Origin of the sequence: Brevundimonas sanguinis (assembly GCF_029636725.1) — a bacterium.
Taxonomy (GTDB): domain Bacteria; phylum Pseudomonadota; class Alphaproteobacteria; order Caulobacterales; family Caulobacteraceae; genus Brevundimonas; species Brevundimonas sanguinis.
This window is the reverse complement of record NZ_CP116770.1, coordinates 158219-175785: the sequence shown is the minus strand read 5'-3', so window position 1 is coordinate 175785 and position 17567 is coordinate 158219. Positions and strand designations below refer to the sequence as shown.

At 69.4% G+C, this 17567-nt stretch carries 19 protein-coding genes and 1 tRNA gene; 8 read left to right on the top strand and 12 right to left on the bottom strand.

Going from position 1 to position 17567, the window contains the following annotated elements:
* Positions 1-149 precede the first annotated feature (149 nt).
* A complete protein-coding gene (locus PIB44_RS00845) occupies positions 150-617 on the top strand; it encodes a universal stress protein (protein WP_278070109.1) in 468 nt (155 codons plus the stop codon).
* Positions 618-622: 5 nt separating this feature from the next.
* Entirely contained in the window at positions 623-1936 is a 1314-nt protein-coding gene (locus PIB44_RS00840) for a PQQ-dependent sugar dehydrogenase (RefSeq protein WP_278070108.1), read from the top strand.
* A 22-nt stretch (positions 1937-1958) separates the two neighbouring features.
* Here the strand turns inward: PIB44_RS00840 and PIB44_RS00835 are convergent, their stop codons facing one another.
* Together PIB44_RS00835 and metK are read right to left on the bottom strand one after the other, a co-directional pair.
* Positions 1959-3188: an argininosuccinate synthase gene (locus PIB44_RS00835; protein WP_046652712.1), complete on the bottom strand. Its 1230-nt coding sequence runs from the start codon at positions 3186-3188 to the stop codon at positions 1959-1961.
* Between the two features lie 192 nt (positions 3189-3380).
* Positions 3381-4580 (bottom strand): methionine adenosyltransferase, encoded by a 1200-nt coding sequence (gene metK / locus PIB44_RS00830; protein ID WP_278070107.1) that lies wholly within the window; start codon positions 4578-4580, stop codon positions 3381-3383.
* Positions 4581-4823: 243 nt separating this feature from the next.
* Here metK and PIB44_RS00825 point away from each other — a divergent pair, with 243 nt between their 5' ends.
* Positions 4824-6086 carry a Glu/Leu/Phe/Val family dehydrogenase gene (locus tag PIB44_RS00825; protein WP_278070106.1) on the top strand — a complete coding sequence of 421 codons (1263 nt, stop codon included), beginning with the start codon at positions 4824-4826 and terminating at the stop codon, positions 6084-6086.
* Positions 6087-6194: 108 nt separating this feature from the next.
* Positions 6195-6419, top strand: a complete 225-nt coding sequence (locus tag PIB44_RS00820) for an oxidoreductase (RefSeq protein ID WP_278070105.1) — start codon at positions 6195-6197, stop codon at positions 6417-6419.
* 55 nt (positions 6420-6474) lie between these two features.
* On the opposite strand, the gene PIB44_RS00815 is transcribed toward PIB44_RS00820, so the two are convergent.
* The 3 genes from PIB44_RS00815 to hemC form a co-directional block, all read right to left on the bottom strand.
* Positions 6475-6550, bottom strand: a tRNA-Thr gene (locus tag PIB44_RS00815).
* A 47-nt stretch (positions 6551-6597) separates the two neighbouring features.
* Positions 6598-7293, bottom strand: coding sequence for a uroporphyrinogen-III synthase (locus PIB44_RS00810; RefSeq protein ID WP_278070104.1), 696 nt, complete (start codon positions 7291-7293; stop codon positions 6598-6600).
* Positions 7294-7297: 4 nt separating this feature from the next.
* Complete coding sequence (gene hemC / locus PIB44_RS00805) at positions 7298-8194, bottom strand: hydroxymethylbilane synthase (RefSeq protein ID WP_278071015.1); 897 nt, start codon at positions 8192-8194, stop codon at positions 7298-7300.
* Positions 8195-8304: 110 nt separating this feature from the next.
* Here hemC and tsaD point away from each other — a divergent pair, with 110 nt between their 5' ends.
* Genes tsaD through PIB44_RS00790 form a run of 3 tightly spaced genes read left to right on the top strand, consistent with a single transcriptional unit; the run spans position 8305 to position 10871 of the window.
* Entirely contained in the window at positions 8305-9441 is a 1137-nt protein-coding gene (tsaD, locus tag PIB44_RS00800; protein ID WP_278070103.1) for a tRNA (adenosine(37)-N6)-threonylcarbamoyltransferase complex transferase subunit TsaD, read from the top strand.
* Positions 9442-9483: 42 nt separating this feature from the next.
* Positions 9484-10482 (top strand): NAD(P)H-dependent glycerol-3-phosphate dehydrogenase, encoded by a 999-nt coding sequence (locus PIB44_RS00795; protein WP_025976401.1) that lies wholly within the window; start codon positions 9484-9486, stop codon positions 10480-10482.
* Positions 10482-10871: a Rieske (2Fe-2S) protein gene (locus PIB44_RS00790; RefSeq protein ID WP_278070102.1), complete on the top strand. Its 390-nt coding sequence runs from the start codon at positions 10482-10484 to the stop codon at positions 10869-10871. The genes PIB44_RS00795 and PIB44_RS00790 overlap by 1 nt, the downstream gene beginning before the upstream one ends.
* 7 nt (positions 10872-10878) lie before the next feature.
* Here the strand turns inward: PIB44_RS00790 and PIB44_RS00785 are convergent, their stop codons facing one another.
* The 6 genes from PIB44_RS00785 to PIB44_RS00760 form a co-directional block, all read right to left on the bottom strand.
* The gene (locus PIB44_RS00785) at positions 10879-11037 is read right to left on the bottom strand and encodes a hypothetical protein (RefSeq protein ID WP_227157275.1); all 159 of its coding nucleotides are present in this window, start codon (positions 11035-11037) and stop codon (positions 10879-10881) included.
* Positions 11038-11119: 82 nt separating this feature from the next.
* A complete protein-coding gene (locus tag PIB44_RS00780) occupies positions 11120-11593 on the bottom strand; it encodes a phasin family protein (protein ID WP_278070101.1) in 474 nt (157 codons plus the stop codon).
* 20 nt (positions 11594-11613) lie between these two features.
* Positions 11614-12393: a creatininase family protein gene (locus tag PIB44_RS00775; RefSeq protein ID WP_278070100.1), complete on the bottom strand. Its 780-nt coding sequence runs from the start codon at positions 12391-12393 to the stop codon at positions 11614-11616.
* Between the two features lie 84 nt (positions 12394-12477).
* Positions 12478-13077: a TetR/AcrR family transcriptional regulator gene (locus PIB44_RS00770; protein WP_278070099.1), complete on the bottom strand. Its 600-nt coding sequence runs from the start codon at positions 13075-13077 to the stop codon at positions 12478-12480.
* A complete protein-coding gene (locus PIB44_RS00765) occupies positions 13077-14657 on the bottom strand; it encodes a DHA2 family efflux MFS transporter permease subunit (protein WP_278070098.1) in 1581 nt (526 codons plus the stop codon). Before PIB44_RS00765 ends, PIB44_RS00770 begins: the two co-directional genes overlap by 1 nt.
* Positions 14654-15745 (bottom strand): HlyD family secretion protein, encoded by a 1092-nt coding sequence (locus PIB44_RS00760; protein ID WP_278070097.1) that lies wholly within the window; start codon positions 15743-15745, stop codon positions 14654-14656. Before PIB44_RS00760 ends, PIB44_RS00765 begins: the two co-directional genes overlap by 4 nt.
* A 137-nt stretch (positions 15746-15882) precedes the next feature.
* Here PIB44_RS00760 and nth point away from each other — a divergent pair, with 137 nt between their 5' ends.
* The gene (gene nth / locus PIB44_RS00755) at positions 15883-16647 is read left to right on the top strand and encodes an endonuclease III (RefSeq protein ID WP_278070096.1); all 765 of its coding nucleotides are present in this window, start codon (positions 15883-15885) and stop codon (positions 16645-16647) included.
* A gap of 2 nt (positions 16648-16649) precedes the next feature.
* On the opposite strand, the gene PIB44_RS00750 is transcribed toward nth, so the two are convergent.
* The gene (locus tag PIB44_RS00750; protein ID WP_278070095.1) at positions 16650-17540 is read right to left on the bottom strand and encodes an ATP-grasp domain-containing protein; all 891 of its coding nucleotides are present in this window, start codon (positions 17538-17540) and stop codon (positions 16650-16652) included.
* Positions 17541-17567 lie beyond the last annotated feature (27 nt).

Genomic DNA, 17567 nt, shown 5'->3' with positions numbered 1-17567 from the left:
TCGCTGCTTGAGCGCTTTTCGGAGCGCGACCATTCGCTGCGGCAAATCAGGGCCCGTCCGTTTCGTCGTGTGGCGAGGCGGGCGGGCCTTGGCGTTTGGGGCGGGGTCGGTTTAGGTGGCGCCTTGCTGTTCAGTGAACCGGAGGGCCCATGCCCAGGAAGTTCCTCGTCGTCGTCGACGACAGTCCCGAGCTGGGCGCCGCCCTGGCCTACGCCTCGCGCCGTGCGCGCTCGACCGGGGGCCATGTGGTGCTGCTGCGCGCCCTGCCCGGCGGATCGGACGAGCACTGGTCCGGCGTCCGCGATGAAATCCGCCGTCAGCAGCGCGAAGAGGCGGAAAACCTGCTGACCCGGCTGGGCGAGAAGGTCGCCGAAACCTCGGGCGCCCCGCCCGTCTATCTGATTGAGGAAGGCGATCCCCAGGCCGCCATCCGCAAGGCCGTCGGCGACGACCCCGACATCAAGATCCTGATCCTGGCCGCCGGGGCCAACGGTCGCGGTCCCGGCCCGCTGATTTCGGCGGTGCTGAAACAGGGCGCCGCCTTCACCGGCCGAAAACTGCCCGTCACCATCGTGCCCGGCGAACTGACCGACGAAGAGATCCAGGACCTGGCCTGACCGTCATGAAAATCCGTCTGATCGCCGCCGCCGTCCTGTTGTCGCTGGCGGCGTTCGCGCCTGACGCCCGGGCGCAGTCGGGGGCGCGAGGCTATGTGGTCCAGGGCGACTGCGACGGCCGCCCGGCGACTCAGGTGCGGATGGCGCCGGGCTATTGTCTGGGGCTGGTCTGGCAGGGCCCAGGTTGGGGAGGCGGGCAGGACGGCCCGCGGATGCCGCGCGGCCTGATGCCGTTGGAGGGCGGCGACTGGCTGGTCACGGACCTGGGCGCCTGGGAGGCGGGCAAGGGGGCGGTGTGGCGGCTGTCCTTTGCGGCCGACGGCGCGGCGCGCTGGCGACGGCTGGCGAGCGGCCTGTCCATGCCGCACACGGTCAAGCGCGGACCGGACGGGCGCATCTATGTGTCCGAGATGAACCGCATCCTGACGCTGGACCCCGATGCGGCCGATGCGCAGGCCAGCGTCCGCACCGTCATCGGCGACCTGCCGGACAACCGTCTGCACGACAACCGCCACCCGCTGTCCAGCTTCGTCTTCGACGCGAACGGCGACCTGCTGGTCAATGTCGGGGCGCCCAGCGACCGCTGCCTCGACGCGGCGGGCAAGCCGAAGACGGATGCGCGCGGGGCCTGCGTGGAAGATGCGGCGACGGCGCAGGTGCGTCGCCATGCCTATCTGGAGAACGGCCGCTGGGCGGAAGACAGCACCGTCTTCGCCTCAGGCTTGAGGAACTCCATCGCCCTGGTGCGGCACCCGTCTGGCACGGTGCTTCAGGCCGAGAACTCGGTCGATCTGGACACGCCGAACCACCCCTATGACGAGGTGAACGTCCTGACCCAGGGGCGCCATTACGGCTGGCCCTACTGCGTCGATCTGGCCACGCCCCTGCCGGGCTGGCCCGCGCGTCAGGCGCGCTGCAATGAGCGCGAACGGCCGATCGCCCTCTTGCCGCCGCACGCGGCGCCGTTGGACCTGATCTATTACGAGGGGGCGATGTTCCCCGAGCTGCAGGGGCGGCTGCTGATGACCTGGCACGGCTTCCGCCGCGCGGCCGGGCGTATCGTGGCGGTCGAGACGGACGGGCAGGGGCGGCCCCTGACCGACATCGGCGGGCGCTACGCCGTCTATCCGCGCGGGGCGTTGCCCTATCCGGCCGGGGCGCCCAGCGTGAACGGCAAGGTGCTGACGCCGGGCTGGGACAAGGTCGCCGGGCGCCATCCGCGCGGCTCGCCGGTGACGATGGCGACGGCGCCGGACGGCTCCATCTGGGTCGCGGATGACAGAAGCCGGGCGATCCTGAGAATCGCCCGGCCCCGGTAGGCTTGGGTTTTCGGAAGGGCGATTAACCCTCGCGGCCGTCCCGCTTGGCCAGGACGCGCAGGCGCAGGGCGTTCAGCTTGATGAAGCCCTCGGCGTCCTTGTGGTCATAGGCCTGGACGCCTTCTTCGAAGGTCACCAGATCCTGGTCGTACAGGCTGTTGGGGCTTTCGCGGCCGATGATGGTGACGTTGCCCTTGTAGAGCTTGACGCGGACGGTCCCCGACACCTTCTGCTGGCTGTGGTCGATGGCGGCCTGCAGCATCTCGCGCTCGGGGCTGAACCAGAAGCCGTTGTAGATGAGCGAGGCGTATTTCGGCATCAGCTCGTCCTTCAGGTGCATGGCGCCGCGATCGAGCGTGATCGACTCCATGCCGCGGTGGGCGGCCAGCAGGATGGTCCCGCCGGGGGTCTCATAGACGCCGCGCGACTTCATGCCGATGAAGCGGTTCTCGACCAGGTCCAGACGGCCGACGCCGTTGTCGTGGCCCAGCTGGTTCAGCTTGGTCAGCAGGGCGGCGGGCGACAGGGCCTCGCCGTCGATGGCGACCGGATCGCCCTTTTCATAGGCGATGGTGATGACGGTCGGCGTGTCCGGGGCGGCTTCCGGCGAGATGGTGCGCTGGTGCACGAACTCGGGCGCCTCGACGGCCGGATCTTCCAGCACCTTGCCCTCGGACGAGGAGTGCAGAAGGTTGGCGTCGACCGAGAAGGGGGCCTCGCCGCGCTTGTCCTTGGAGATCGGGATCTGGTGCTTCTCGGCGAAGTCCAGCAGCGCCTCGCGGGACTTGAAGTCCCACTCGCGCCAGGGGGCGATCACGCGGATGTCGGGCTCCAGGGCGTAATAACCCAGCTCGAAGCGGACCTGGTCGTTGCCCTTGCCGGTGGCGCCGTGACAGACGGCGTCGGCGCCGACCTGACGCGCGATCTCGATCTGGCGCTTGGAGATCAGCGGGCGGGCGATCGAGGTGCCCAGCAGATACTGGCCCTCATAGACGGTGTTGGCGCGGAACATCGGGAAGACGAAGTCGCGCACGAATTCCTCGCGCAGATCGTCGATGAAGATGTTCTCGGGCTTGATGCCCAGCTTCAGCGCCTTTTCCTTGGCGGGGGCGAGCTCCTCGCCCTGACCCAGGTCGGCGGTGAAGGTCACGACCTCGGCGCCGTACTCCTCCTGGAGCCACTTCAGGATGATCGACGTGTCCAGCCCGCCCGAATAGGCGAGGACGACTTTCTTGGGGGCGGGCTTGCTCATCGGTCGGGGAATCCTTTCAGGAGACGCAAGGGTCAGGGGACGCTTGGGGGAGGCGTTCGGCGCGCTTAAAGGACCAGACGCGCCGCGATGCAAGCGCGGGATTGGGGCGCCGGCCCGCCAATGCGTCGAGGGCGCCGCGAACTGATCCGCGACGCCCCCGTTTCAGGCTGGATTTTCAGCCGTTTAGAAGAGTCAGGCGGCCAGGGCCTTGAGGGCGTCGACCAGGTCGGTCTTTTCCCAGGAGAAGCCGCCGTCGGCGTCCGGCGTGCGGCCGAAATGGCCGTAGGCGGCGGTGCGGCGATAGATGGGTTTGTTCAGGCCCAGGTGCTCGCGGATGGCGCGCGGCGAGGCGCCGCCGATTAGTTTGGGCAGTTCGCGCTCCAGCACCGCCTCGTCGATCTTGCCCGTGCCGTGCAGGTCGACGTGGACCGACAGGGGCTTGGACACGCCGATGGCGTAGCTGATCTGGATGGTGCAGCGGTCGGCCAGGCCCGCGGCGACCACGTTTTTGGCCAGGTAGCGGCAGGCGTAGGCGGCCGAGCGGTCGACCTTGGTCGGGTCCTTGCCCGAGAAGGCGCCGCCGCCGTGCGGAGCCGCGCCGCCGTAGGTGTCGACGATGATCTTGCGCCCGGTCAGGCCGGCGTCGCCGTCAGGCCCGCCGATGACGAAGGTGCCGGTCGGGTTGATGTGCCACTCGGTCTCGGCGGTGATGAAGCCGTCCGGCAGCACCTGTTCGACATAGGGCTTCACGATGGCCGCGACCTGGTCTTGGCTCAGGTTCGCCTTGTGCTGGGTCGAGACGACGATGGAGGTCGCGCGCACCGGGCGGCCGTTTTCGTAGTGCAGGGTCACCTGGCTCTTGGCGTCGGGCTCCAGGCCCGGCTCCTCGCCCGAGTGACGGGCCTCGGCCAGGGCCTTCAGGATATTGTGGCTGTAGGCCAGGGTGGCCGGCATCAGTTCCGGCGTCTCGTTCGAGGCGTAGCCGAACATGATGCCCTGATCGCCCGCGCCCTCGTCCTTGTCCTCGCCGGCGTCGACGCCCTGGGCGATGTGGGCCGACTGCGGGTGCAGGCGGTTCTGGAACTGCAGCGTCTTCCAGTGGAAGCCGTCCTGTTCATAGCCGATGTCGCGCACGACGCCGCGCACCGTATCCTCGATTTCCTGTTCGACGCCGGGGGCCCAGTTGCCCTCCGTATCCATAATGCCCTGGCCGCGGATCTCGCCGGCGATCACCACCAAATTGGTCGTCGTCAGGGTTTCACAGGCCACCCGAGCCTCGGGGTCCTTGGATAGAAACAGGTCGACGATGGCGTCCGAGATCTGATCGGCGACCTTGTCAGGGTGGCCTTCCGAAACGCTCTCGGAGGTGAAGAGGAACGACGAACGGGCCAAGGCAGGCTCCTGCGTGACGACAATGTCCTCAGACATATAAAGATATGCTTATACGTGCAAGACGGCATCTGTCCTGACGACCAGGCGGCCCCCGCCGCCTTTTTCCGGGCGTGACGCGTCTCGCAGACGCACGCGAACTATTGCGCTGCAACATTCGATGTGGCAGCAAAATCCTTTCTTGGTCAGAAAACTGGCTCGTTTCTACGGTGGGGGCGAGCTTATGCCTATAGATTTGGAACAAACATGCCGAATCCAAACATCCTAGACGCGGCCCTGACCCGTCTCGACGAGGCGGCGCGCCACGTGCAGATCGATAGCGATGTGCTGGAGAAGCTGAAGTATCCGCGCGAGACCATGAAGGTCCGACTGTTGATCCGCATGGACGACGGGTCGCGCAAATCCTTCCTCGCCTGGCGCTGTCGCTATGACGACACGCGCGGCCCGACCAAGGGCGGCATCCGCTTTCATCCGGCCTCCACCGCCGAGGAGGTCGAGACCCTGGCCTTCTGGATGACGGTGAAGTGCGCCGTGACCAACCTGCCCTACGGCGGCGGCAAGGGGGCGGTGCAGGTCGATCCCAAGAGCCTGTCCAAGGCGGAGCTGGAGCGGCTGTCGAGGGCCTATGTCCAGGCCTTCGCCGGCATCATCGGCCCCGATCGCGATATTCCGGCGCCGGACGTCTACACCAACGCCATGATCATGGGCTGGATGGCCGATGAATACGCGTCCATTCAGGGTCAGGCGGCGCCCGCTGTCATCACCGGCAAGCCGATCGCCCTGGGCGGTTCGGTCGGGCGCGAGGACGCCACGGCGCGCGGCGGCTTCTACCTGATCTGTCACCTGACCGAACGACTGGGCCTGCCGACCGAAGGTCTGCGCGTGGCGGTTCAGGGCTTCGGCAATGCGGGCCAGCACGTGGCGCGCCTGTTCCGCAGCATCGGCGCCAAGATCGTCGCCGTGTCGGACTCGGGCGGGGCCGTCTACGCAGCGTCCGGCCTCGACGTGGACGCCCTGCTGGCGGCCAAGGCGGCCGGTCGTTCGGTGGTGCAGGCCGAACACGGCGGCAAGGTCATTTCGCCGGAAGAACTGATCGCTGTAGAATGCGATGTCCTGGCTCCCTCGGCGATGGAGGACATGATCCACGACGGCAACGCGGGCTCGGTTCAGGCCAGGGTCGTGCTGGAGCTGGCCAACGGCCCCATCACGCCCGAGGGCGACCGCATCCTGGCCGAAAAGGGCGTTATCGTCCTGCCGGACATTCTGGCCAACGCCGGCGGCGTGACGGTGTCCTATTTCGAATGGGTCCAGAACCGCCAAGGCTACTACTGGACGCTGGACGAGGTGCAGTCGCGCCTCAAGACCATCATCGAGACTGAAGGCGACGCCGTGTGGTCCATCGCCGAGGACAAACAGGTCACCTTGCGCACCGCGGCCTACATCCACGCCCTGGGCCGTCTGGCGGGCGCGATCGAGGCGCACGGCACCCAGCAATTCTTCACCAGCTAGGCTGCCTTCAGCCGCAGGTTTGGGTTTCTCCAAAGCGTCGCACTTCCAACCGCTTCCCTGTCATCAGTCTTCGGCAAGGGACGGCGAGTGAAGGTTGGGAGTGCGCCGATGGACGTCTTCTACTGTCTGATCCACACGCCCGAGGCCATGACGCCGGAGCTGTGCGTCCTGTCGGGTGCCACGGAGATCGAGGCCGTGCGTGGCGTCAATGAAGTCGCGCGCGACTGGCCGCGTCTGGAGCGCATAGACCTCTATCGCGGCAATCGCGAGATCCGCAGCTTCGCGCCCAGCGACCTCGTCCCTACTAGCCCCATCCGCGCCCTGGCGGCGTGACGGCCAAACGGCCGCCGCAAGGCGTGAAGGCGGTTGCATAGCGGTGAATGGAGAGTGGTGCCGCTTAGGTGACTCGAACACCTGACCCCCTCATTACGAATGAGGTGCTCTACCAGCTGAGCTAAAGCGGCCCCGGCGTCGTCCGCGTATGGAGGCGCGAGCGAGCGAGGAGGGCTCTTTATACGGGCGCGGCGGGCTTGCCAAGAGCCGATAGCATCGACGGTTCATCGGGCGCTGCGGCGATGCGGATTTGCGTGAAATCAAAGGGGCGTAGGGGCGCGGCGGCCGCGTCGGAAATGCAGACGGCCAGGCGGCCGGATGAGGCGGCGCGGGGCAGGTCGGTCGCCAAGGCGCGGGCGGCGCGCGGGGAATGCAGCATTACCGCGTCGAAGGCGCCGGGCGCGGGCGCATGCGTCTCGAAGGCGGCGTAGACGGGCAGGCGCTGGACCGGGCGGCCGGGCAGCAGGGCGGGCAGGTCGCCGGCCGGCTCGCGTGCGCCAGGCGCTAGCAGCGGGCCGGGCGGGGCTTCGGCGGCGATCAGGCGGGCGAGGGCGTGGATGTCGCCGGCGGCGGAGCGCACGTCGGCGAAGCCTGCGGCGCGGGCGGCCTCGGCGGTGGCGTCGCCGACGGCGAAGACGGGGTGGTCGCGAAAGCGCGGGATCAGGGGAGCGAAGGCCTCGACGCCGTTGGGACTGGTCAGGGCGAGGACGGCGACGGCCTCAGGCTCCGGAGCGGCGTTCAGCGCGCCGGGCAGGGGGGCGAGCGTCAGGAGCGGAACGACCACGGGCTCGAAGCCCAGCGCCGTCAGCCGGTCCGCCGTGCGGGCGGCGCCCGGCTTGGCGCGCGTGACCCAGACGCGGCGGATCGGCGTCACGGCTCTAGAGCGCGATCTTTTGATCGCCGGCCACGGCCTGGACCTGGCCGCCGAGATCGAGACCGAGGGCGCGGGCGGCGGAAAGGTCGGCTTGGGTCAGGTCGGCAGGGGCGGCGATCTCGCCCGAGCGCGTCCAGCGGCCCGACCCGTCGGGGCTGAGCATTTCGGTGCAGAGGTGCAGGCGGCCGTCCGCGATGTGGGCGTAGGCGCCGATGGCGGTGCGGCAGGAGCCTTCCAGCGCGGTCATGGCCCCGCGCTCGGCGGCGACGCAGAGGGCGGTGGGCGCGTGGTTGAGGGCGTGGGTCCAGGCGGCGTTCACGTCGTCCTCGCGCGTCTGCAGGGCCAGGGCGCCCTGGCCCGGCGCGGGCAGGAAGGCGTCCAGCGGCAGGCGCTGGCGGATGACTTCGCCCAGGCCCAGGCGATTAAGGCCCGAACAGGCCAGCAGGACGGCGTCGAAGTCGCCGTCGCGCAGACGCTTCAGCCGGGTGTCGACGTTGCCGCGCAGCATCTCGATCTTCAGGTCGGGCCGCAGGGCCAGGGCCTGGGCCTGACGACGCAGGGAGGCGGTGCCGAAGCGGGCGCCCTGCGGCAGGTCGGCGAAGGTCGCGTAGCGCTCGCTGATGAAGGCGTCGCGAGGGTCTTCGCGCTCGGGCACGGCGGCGATGGCCAGGCCGGGCGGCTGTTCGGCGGGGACGTCCTTCATCGAGTGAACGGCGACGTCGACGCGGCCGTCCAGCAGGGCCTCTTCGATCTCCTTGGTGAATAGTGCCTTGCCGCCGACTTCCAGCAGGCGGCGGTCCTGGATGCGGTCGCCGGTGGTGACGATCTCGACCAGGGGGACAAGGGTTTCGATCTCAGCCTCGGGCACGCCCAGGGCGCGGCCGATGGCGCGCTGCATCATGCCGGATTGGGCCAGAGCCAGGCGCGAACGCCGGGTGCCGATGCGCAGGAGAGGTTGAGTCACGTCGAGACGCCGTTGCGAAAGGGGGGGCGGGCCGCTAACTCCGCCCGATGACAATGGACGCGGACTATAGCAGGGCGGCGGACGGGGCAACCGGACCGGAGCGGGACGGTTTGACCGTGCTGGGTCTGGAGACCAGCTGCGACGAGACCGCCGCTTCGGTGGTGCGTCTGTCGCCGGCGGGCGCCCAGGTGCTGTCCAGCGTCATTCACAGCCAGATCGACGATCATGCGGCCTATGGCGGGGTGGTGCCGGAAATCGCCGCCCGCAGCCATGTGGAGATGATCGACGGCGTGACGCGCCGGGCCATGAGCGAGGCCGGGCTGGACTGGAGCGCGCTGGACGGCGTGGCCGCGACGGCGGGGCCGGGCCTGGTCGGCGGGGTCATGGTCGGCTTGTCCTACGGCAAGGCGGCGGCGCTGGCGCGGGGCTTGCCGCTGATCGCGGTCAACCATCTGGAAGGTCATGCGGTGTCGGCGCGGCTGGGGGCGGAGACGACCTATCCCTTCCTGCTGCTGCTGGTCTCGGGCGGGCATTGCCAGCTCTTGGAAGTGCGCGGCATCGGCGATATGAGCCGGCTGGGCACCACCATCGACGACGCGGCCGGCGAGGCCTTCGACAAGATCGCCAAGGCCCTCGGGCTGGGCTATCCGGGCGGCCCGGCGTTGGAGAAGCTGGCGGCGTCAGGCGACGGGTCGCGCTTTGATCTGCCGCGGGCGCTGCTGGGGCGCAAGGATTGCGACTTCTCCTTCTCGGGGCTGAAGACGGCGGCGTCGCGCCTGGCCCAAACCTGCGAGACGGAGCAGGACCGGGCGGATCTGGCCGATGCGGTGCAGAAGGCGATCGCGCGCCAGCTGGCTGAGCGCTCTGAACGGGCGATGAAGGCTTACGCCGAGGCGCACGAACATCGCCTGTTCGTGGTGGCGGGCGGCGTGGCGGCGAACAAGACGATCCGGCGGACTCTGGAGGATCTGGCGACGAAGCACGGCTTCGCCTTCCTGGCGCCGCCGATGGCCTATTGCACCGACAATGCGGCGATGATCGCCCTGGCGGGGGCCGAGCGGCTGGAGAAAGGCCTGGTCTCGGACATCGATGTCGCCGCCCGGCCAAGATGGCCACTGGACGAGACGCGCGCGAGCGTCGATCCTGTTCACAAGAAAACGGGCCGCAAGGGCGCAAAGGCTTAAAGCGGCCTGAAGCCCTGCGGGGGTCGGGGGACCGGAGAAGATATGGAATTTCATACTGCAGGCGTAATTGGCGGCGGCGCCTGGGGCACGGCCCTGGCGCAGAGCGCGGCGGCGGCGGGTCTGGCCGTCATCCTGCAGGCGCGCGAGCCTGAGGTGATCGAGAGCATCCGCGCGCGCCGGATGAACGACGCCTTCCTGCCGGGGGTTGAGCTGGATTCGGCCATCAACGTCACCTCGGATCTGGCGGATCTGGCCGACTGCGATCTGATTCTGGCCGTGCCGCCGGCTCAGCATATGCGGGCGACGCTGACGGCGTTTGCGCCTTACGCCCGGCCGGGTCTGCCGATCATCCTGTGCTCCAAGGGCATTGAGCGCGGCTCGCTGAAGCTGATGACCGACGTGCTGGCCGAGACGATCCCGTCGGCCACCGCCGCCGTGCTGTCGGGGCCGAGCTTCGCCGCCGAAGTGGCGCGCGGCCTGCCCAGCGCCGTGACCCTGGCCTGCGCCGACCTGGAGATGGCCGAGGCCCTGGCGGGCGCCCTGTCGGGCCCGGTCTTCCGTCCCTATTTCGCCGATGACCTGATCGGGGCCGAGACGGGCGGAGCGCTGAAGAACGTCCTGGCCATCGCCTGCGGCATCGTCGAGGGCCGCGAACTGGGCCGCAGCGCCCACGCCGCCGTCATCACCCGCGGCTATGCCGAGATCGTCCGCGTGGCCACGGCCCTGGGCGGCAAGGCCGAGACCGTGGCGGGGCTGTGTGGCGTCGGCGATCTGGTGCTGACCTGCTCCAGCCCGCAATCGCGCAACATGAGCCTGGGCCTGGCGCTGGGACAGGGTTTGAGCGTCGAGCAGGCGCTGGCCGGCAAACGCTCGGTAGCCGAGGGCTATGAGAGCGCGCCCGCCGTGCGCGAGCTGACCCGCAAGTTGGGCGTCGATACGCCCATCTGCGAGGCGACGGCGGCGGTGCTGGCCGGCGAGATGACCGTGGATCAGGCCATCGAGAGCCTGATGAGCCGCCCGCTGAAGCCCGAGCGCGAATAGTGGCGCAAGAGGGTCCGGCGGCTGAAACGCAGGAGCGCAAGCGGGTCTGGAAGACCCCGCCGAACGTGGCCCTGTGTCTGGAGGCCGACATCGCCGACCCCGGCTCGCGCGGGTTCGTGCTGCAGATCGGCGAGGCCTTCTTCCACGGCTTCGTGGTGAAGAAGGACGGCCAGGTCGCGGGCTGGGTAGATCGCTGCCCCCACGCGGGTTTTCCCATCGCGGTGGAGCTGGACCGCTATCTGACGCCGGACGGGTCGCTGATCCTGTGCGGCTGGCACGGAGCGGCGTTCGAGCCGCTGTCAGGGTCCTGCGTCGCCGGGCCCTGCGCAGGCGGCAAGCTGACGCCCTGGCCGGTCGAGGCGCGGGACGGGGTTATTCGGACGGCGTAAGCGCGGCCTATTCCTTCGGCACCAGCTTGGGATCCTTGGTGAAGGCGTCGTCGACCTCTTCTTCGGTGATCCGCTTGGACGGATCGCCCGGCTGGTTGAGGTTCTGTTCTTCGGTGCCGTCGCCCATCATGCCGGGGTGAGGGTCCTTAGGGTCTTTCTCGGCCATAGTGATCTCCTTTGCCGCGATGCAAAGGCAATCCGCGGATGCCGCAGGGCGTTCCATCACGCCGGCGCGAGCCTGAAGACGACTAGCGTTTCAGGCGCCGCGCATTGGCGGTGGCCTTGGCGTGGACCGGCGCCAGGGCCTGTCCCTGCGCTTTCAGCGCGGCGCCGTAGAAGGCCCAGCCGTCGCTCATCGCCCGGCTCCAGGCGCCCATCGCCCAGTCGCCCTGGGCGGCGGCGAAGGCGAAGGGGGTGTCGGCGCGCGCCAGTCTGGCCAGGCAGTCGGCGGCCTCGGCCCCTTCGCGCGCGGCTGCGCGGCCCGCCCGTTCGGCCAGATCCATCGCCCCGGCATAGGCCGCCCCGGCCGAGGCCGCCATGGCCTCGACCTTCTCGGCGCCCATGCGGCCCAGCTCGGCGTGATCGGCGCCCAGCGGATCGGCCATCGCCTCGCCCATGATCCCCAGCCGCCGCGTGATCACGGCGGCCGAGGCCTCGGCCAGTTCCTGACCGGCCTGGGCGTTGCGCAGGGCGTTGCGGGCGGTCTTCTGCATGGGGCTCATGCAGCGACCCTGAGCCTGTTTCAGGCGACCGGCAAGACTTCCTGTGCGAAGTTGGTCAGATCGCGGATCAGGGCCGGAACGGCGGCGTCGATGATGCGCTGGCCCTTTTCCGGGGTCGCCTGGGCCGGGTCCGAGCCGATGCGGCCGTCGGGGAAGCGGGCGCGATAGTCGTTGGCGTCGCGGATCGGGCCGAAGGGGGCGATCTTCGGCTCATAGGCGGCGGTCTTGATCCGGTCGGGATAGCCCGCCTGGGTCACGGCGATCTCGGACGGGGTGGCGTGGCTGCCGTGGCCCGTCGGGAAGATGTCCTCGCACAGCTTCTGCACGCCCGGCAGGTCCCACCAGTTGCGCAGCTTCAGCACGAAGGGCGGGCGCTCGGCGCAGGGCTCGGGCGTGAAGGACCAGTCGGCGTAGATCTCGGCGAAGGCGGCCTCGATGGTGGCGACGTTGCCGCCGTGACCGTTGAGGAAATAGATGCGCTCGAAGCCGTGGCGCGTCAGCGACGACACCCAGTCGGCGATCGCCGCCATAAAGGTCGACGGGCGCAGGGTGATGGTGCCCGGAAACGCCAGGTGGTGCTGGGCCATGCCGATGTTGAAGGTCGGCGTGACGACCAGGCTGTCGTCGCCCTTCTCGGCGGCGTGGGCGATGATCTCGGGGCACAGCCAGTCGGTGCCCAAAAGGCCGGTCGGCCCGTGCTGTTCGTTCGAGCCGATCGGCACGATCACCGTCTTGGACAACAGGGCGCCGGACTTCAGGCGCTCGTCGATTTCAGGCCAGGACGACAGGTGGATCAGCATGGGAAACGGCTCCGGCGGGCGGAATGAAGGGATTTCGGGCGGCTTTACGCTGATCCGCCGTCAGGTCCAATCCGGCGCAATCGCCTATTCCGGGGCGAAGGCGCGGACGAAGCGGCGGGCGACGTCGCGCGCCCGGGCGGGCAGGTCGGCGATGTCGGGATGCGGCAGGCCCAGCACCGAGCGCAGATGGCCGTGGCCCAGGGCCATGCCGGTAAACATTTCGGCGGCGGCCAGAGGGTCGGGAACGCTCAGGCGGCGCGCCTCGTCCTGGACCTTCAGCCAGGCGGCGATGCGCCGGACGCTCTCGCCCGGTCCCGCGTCATAGATGACGCGCGCCAGCTCGGGCGCCTCGGGCGAGACCAGGGCCACGCCGCGCAGGGCGGCGCCCTTGCCGCCTGTGCAGATCTTGCTGATCAGGGTCTCGGCGATGGCGGCCAGCACCGCTTCGGGCTCGGCGCCCGAGGCCAGGGGGGCGGTGACGGCGTCCGAGCGCTGGGCCGCCAAGTCCCGGCCGATCTCGGTCTTGGAGGCGAAGCGGTTGTAGAGGGTCTGTTTCGAGACGCCGGCGCGACGGGCGATCTCGCTCATCGAGGCCTTCGCGCCCTTTTCGACGAACAGGCTGGCGGCGGCCTGAAGGATGGCCTGGCTTTTTTGCTCGTCGATCTGGCCGCGGGCGCGGGGCATCAGTGGACGTCCGAAGAAGCGGCGGCGGCGTTGGGTTTGGCGGGCTTGGACAGCAGGGTCAGGAAGCCCGCGCAGGCGCAGCCGATGGCCAGCAGGGCGAAGGCGTCGCCGAAGGCCAGGGTCGTCGCCTGTTTCTGCAACAGGCCATAGACCGCCTTCATCGCCGAGGCCTGCGGGTCGATGGAGCCTGAAAAGCGCACGGCCATGCCGGCGATCATGTCGCGCACCCCCTGATGGGTCTGGTCGATGGCGCTGGTCAGCTCGGCCATGTGCAGGGCGGTGTTCTGGGTCAGGGAGGTGTTGAGGATGGCCAGGCCGAAGGCCCCGCCGACGTTGCGCGCCAGGTTCACCAGGCCCGAGGCGTTCTTGACCATATGCGGCGGCAGGGTGGCCATCGTCACCTGCTGCGAGGCGATCATGGCCAGCATGACCCCCGCGCCGCGCATGGCCTGAATGCCGGCGAACTCCCAGAAGCCCCACTCATCCGTCACGACTCGGGCGTCCCACATGCCCCAGGCGGCCAGCATGAAGCCGACGAACATCAGGATGCGCGCATCCACCGCCCGCACCAGCCGCCCGGCGATGGGGCCGGCGGCGAACATGGCCAGCCCCGAGACCACCATGGTGGTGCCCACCTCGGCCGCCGAATAGCCGCGCACCCGGCCCAGAAACAGCGGCAGCAGGAAGGTGCCGCCGAACAGGGCCGCGCCGACGATGAAGGTCATCAACACCCCCACCACGAAGTTGCGGTTGCCGAAGGCGCGCAGCTCCACGATCGGATTGCGATAGCTGAGCGAGCGCCAGATGAAGGCCGGGCCGCAGACGGCGGCGACGACGCTGAGCAGCAGGATCCGGTCGTCGGCGAACCAGTCCTCCTTGGCGCCTTCCTCCAGCACGAACTGCAGGCCCATCAGAAAGGCCGCCATCAGCATCAGGCCCCACCAGTCGAAGCCCTTGGCCAGACTGGGGTCGCCCTTGTCGAAATGGGCGTAGCGCCCGACCAGGAACAGGACGATCACGCCGGGAAAGACGTTGATGAAGAACAGCCAGCGCCAGCTGAGCCATTCCGTCAGATGGCCCCCCAGCGTCGGGCCGACGGTCGGCGCCAGCGTCACGATCAGCCCCATGATGACGCTGGCCGTCACCCGCTTTTCGGGTGGGAAGGCGGTGAAGGCCACCGCGAAGACGGTCGGGATCATCGCCCCGCCGACAAACCCCTGCAGCGCGCGGAAGACGATCATCATCTCGATGGAGGACGACAGGCCGACCATGACGCTCATGATCAGGAAGCCGAAGCAGGACGCGAGGAACACCTTTCGCGTGCCCCATAGCCGCGACAGATAGCCCGACAGGGGGATCATCACGACTTCGGGGATCAGATAGGCGGTCTGGATCCAGCTGATCTCATCGGCCGAAGCGCCGACCCCGGCCTGAATCTGCGGCAGGGAGGCGGCGACGATCTGTATGTCCAGAATGGCCATGAACTGGCCGATGACCATGCCGGCGAAGCCGAGCAGCAGGACCGTCCAGTTGATCTCGGGCTGGGCTGCCGGGGCCGATGACGCGGCCGCGTCGGTCACGGGGTGGGGCTCGGGTTGGCGGCTTCGGCGAAGGCGGCGCCGCCCTGGCTCTTCAGATCGACCTTGACCTCGACCGACAGGCCGGGGCGCAGGGCGATCGGCTGACCCTTGTCGTCGTGCTCGACCGCGATGCGGACCGGGACGCGCTGGGTGATCTTGGTGAAGTTGCCGGTGGCGTTCTCGACCGGGATCAGGGCGAACTCAGAGCCGGTGGCCGGGGCGAAGCTGTCGATCCGGCCTTGGAGCGACCGGCCGGGGAAGGCGTCAGCCTTGATCTCGACCGCCTGGCCCAGGCGCATGCGCCCGACCTGCGTCTCCTTGAAGTTGGCGACCACATAGGCGTCCGTCAGCGGCACCACCGACATCAGCTGGCCGCCCGCCTGAACGACCTGACCCGCGCGCACGCCGCGCGCCCCGACGACGCCCGCCACCGGGGCGCGGATCACCGTGCGCTCAAGCGTCAGCTTCGCCTGTTCGACCCGGGCGCGCGCCTGCTCCACGGCGGCCACGCTCTGCTGGCGGGACGAACCGAGGGCGGCGACGGCGCGCTGTTCGGCGGTCAGGGCGGCCTGGGCCTGGGCGACCGAGGCGCGGGCGGTTTCGGCCGTGGCGCGCTGGGTCTCGATGCGCTGCTGCGACACCCAGCCCTGGGCGGCCAACTTGCCGTAGCGGTCGACCTCGGCGCGGGCGAGATTGGCCTGGGCCTCGGCCTGGGTCACGGCGGCGGCGCGCGCGGCGACGGTGGCCCGTTCCTGCTCGGCGCGGGCGTCGACATTGGCTACGGCGGCGCTCAGGGCCGCCAGATTGGCCTCGGCCTGGGCCAGGGCGGCGCGGGCGTCGGCGTCGTCCAGCCGGACCAGCACCTGACCGGCCTCGACGCGCTGGTTGTCCTTGACCAGGACCTCGATCACCTCGCCGTTGATGCGGGGGCTGACGGCCACGGTGTCCGCCTGGACGAAGGCGTTGTCGGTGGCTTCCCAGCGCTGTTTGCCCTGCCACCAGACCACGCCGCCGGCGATGAGGCCGAGGCCGACGACGCCGGCGACGATCAGGGGCAGACGCTTCTTGAGCGCGGCGGGGAGGGCCATGGGGAGACAGCTCGCTTGGAATTTCGCGCGTAAAATGGACGGCGACGTCCAGAATACAACCCCGAACCGCGCCTTTTTGTCGCAGCGTGTCGCGGGGGCGACGTTGACGCCGCGCGCCGGGGAGGCGAAGCGGGGGCATGGCTCCGTTGAAATCCGCGTCCCGCCAGAAGAAGGCCGTTCAGAAGGCCGGCCTGACCCCGCCGCCCGGCAAGCGCTCGCGCCAGCCGAAGACGGCCCCCGTCGGGGCGATCATCGCCTGGCCGCCGGATGAGGATCGGGTGGAGGAGGTCTTCGTCCGCCTTTCCGGCGTCATGCCCGACCCCAAGACCGAGCTGGAATTCGTCAATCCCTACACCCTGGTGGTGGCGGTCGCCCTGTCGGCCCAGGCGACCGACGTGGGGGTCAATAAGGCCACGCGCGCCTTGTTCGCCGTGGCCGACACGCCGCAGAAGATGCTGGCCCTGGGCGAGGAGGGGCTGATCCCGCTGATCTCGTCGATCGGCCTGTATCGCACCAAGGCGAAGAACGTCATCGCCGCCGCGCGGATGCTGGTCGAGAAGCACGGCGGCGAGGTGCCGCTGAACCGCGCCGACCTGCAGGCTCTGCCGGGCGTGGGGCGCAAGACCGCCAGCGTGGTGCTGAACGAACTGGGCATCGAGCCGGCCATCGCGGTGGACACCCACGTCTTCCGCGTCTCGCACCGGCTGGGGCTGGCCAACGCGGCGACGCCGGACAAGGTCGAGGCCCAGCTGCACCAGGTGGTGCCCGAGGCCTGGCTGCCCAAGGCGCACCACTGGCTGATCCTGCACGGCCGCTACACCTGCCTGGCGCAGCGGCCGAAGTGCGCGGGATGCGTGATCTCGGACCTGTGCCCGTCGCGGGCCAGCTTCATGGGCGTGTAGGCCTAGCGCTCCAGCCGCGCCCGCACCGCCTGACCGAAGCGGGCGCCAGCTTCAGGCGTGGCGGCCAGGTAGAAGTCCGGCTCGATCAGTTCGGCCTCCATCAGCACCCAGTCGCCGTCGTCGCCCTTCGTCATGTCGATGCGGGCGTAGAGGAGGTCTTCGTCGATGACGGCCAGGGTGCGTTCGGCCAGATCGAGCGCGCCCTGAGGCGCGGCCTTCAGCGCCTGGTATTGTCCGCCGTACTGGGTCTGGATGCGGAACTCGCCCGCCGCGCCGGGGCGCTTGTTCACGACGTGGCTCAGTTCGCCGCCGAAATAGAGCAGGGAGGTCTCGCCCTCGGTCTCGATGGCCTTGAGATAGGGCTGGATCATCGTTCCGCCGACAGGGGCGTCGGCCAGGGCCGCGTCCAGCAGGTCGCCCGCCGCCACCCGCAGGGTGCGCCAGGCGCCGCCCGAGACGGTCGGCTTGACGATCAGGGTCTCGGCGCCTGTCGCGGCGAAGGCGGCTTCCAGAACCGCAGCGTCGACGTGGTCGGCGAAGATCGTCTCGGGCACGGCGACGCCCTTTTCCGCCAGGCGGGCCAGATAGCGCTTGTCGGCGTTCCAGCGCAGGGTCGCGGCCGGATTGGCCAGGGGCGCGCCCGCCTCGGCCCAGGTCGTGCAGGCCTGGACCCAGCGGTCGTGGCCCTGATGATAGCCCCAGACCAGCAGCGGCAGGACCAGGGGGAAGTCCATCAGGGCCCGGGCGTTCTCGACATGGTCGGTCCAGGGCGTCGGCCACGCCGCGATCCCCGCCGTCGCCAGCGCCTCGCCCAGCCGGTCCAGCACGCCCGGCCACAGAGTCGAATAGGTGGGGTCGGCCGGGTCGGGGGTCAGGACGGCGACGTCGGTCATGGGCGCGGCTCCGCATGGCCCGGCAGG

Bases quoted from the DNA above. Each gene is read 5' to 3' on its own strand.
- PIB44_RS00750 (WP_278070095.1), bottom strand. From the start codon at position 17,540: ATGACCGACGTCGCCGTCCTGACCCCCGACCCGGCCGACCCCACCTAT.
- PIB44_RS00775 (WP_278070100.1), bottom strand. From the start codon at position 12,393: ATGCTGATCCACCTGTCGTCCTGGCCTGAAATCGACGAGCGCCTGAAG.
- PIB44_RS00835 (WP_046652712.1), bottom strand. From the start codon at position 3,188: ATGAGCAAGCCCGCCCCCAAGAAAGTCGTCCTCGCCTATTCGGGCGGG.
- PIB44_RS00770 (WP_278070099.1), bottom strand. From the start codon at position 13,077: ATGCCCCGCGCCCGCGGCCAGATCGACGAGCAAAAAAGCCAGGCCATC.
- PIB44_RS00760 (WP_278070097.1), bottom strand. From the start codon at position 15,745: ATGGCCCTCCCCGCCGCGCTCAAGAAGCGTCTGCCCCTGATCGTCGCC.
- PIB44_RS00825 (WP_278070106.1), top strand. From the start codon at position 4,824: ATGCCGAATCCAAACATCCTAGACGCGGCCCTGACCCGTCTCGACGAG.
- nth (WP_278070096.1), top strand. From the start codon at position 15,883: ATGGCTCCGTTGAAATCCGCGTCCCGCCAGAAGAAGGCCGTTCAGAAG.
- PIB44_RS00845 (WP_278070109.1), top strand. From the start codon at position 150: ATGCCCAGGAAGTTCCTCGTCGTCGTCGACGACAGTCCCGAGCTGGGC.
- PIB44_RS00785 (WP_227157275.1), bottom strand. From the start codon at position 11,037: ATGGCCGAGAAAGACCCTAAGGACCCTCACCCCGGCATGATGGGCGAC.
- hemC (WP_278071015.1), bottom strand. From the start codon at position 8,194: ATGATGCAGCGCGCCATCGGCCGCGCCCTGGGCGTGCCCGAGGCTGAG.
- PIB44_RS00820 (WP_278070105.1), top strand. From the start codon at position 6,195: ATGGACGTCTTCTACTGTCTGATCCACACGCCCGAGGCCATGACGCCG.
- PIB44_RS00780 (WP_278070101.1), bottom strand. From the start codon at position 11,593: ATGAGCCCCATGCAGAAGACCGCCCGCAACGCCCTGCGCAACGCCCAG.
- PIB44_RS00795 (WP_025976401.1), top strand. From the start codon at position 9,484: ATGGAATTTCATACTGCAGGCGTAATTGGCGGCGGCGCCTGGGGCACG.
- PIB44_RS00840 (WP_278070108.1), top strand. From the start codon at position 623: ATGAAAATCCGTCTGATCGCCGCCGCCGTCCTGTTGTCGCTGGCGGCG.
- tsaD (WP_278070103.1), top strand. From the start codon at position 8,305: ATGACAATGGACGCGGACTATAGCAGGGCGGCGGACGGGGCAACCGGA.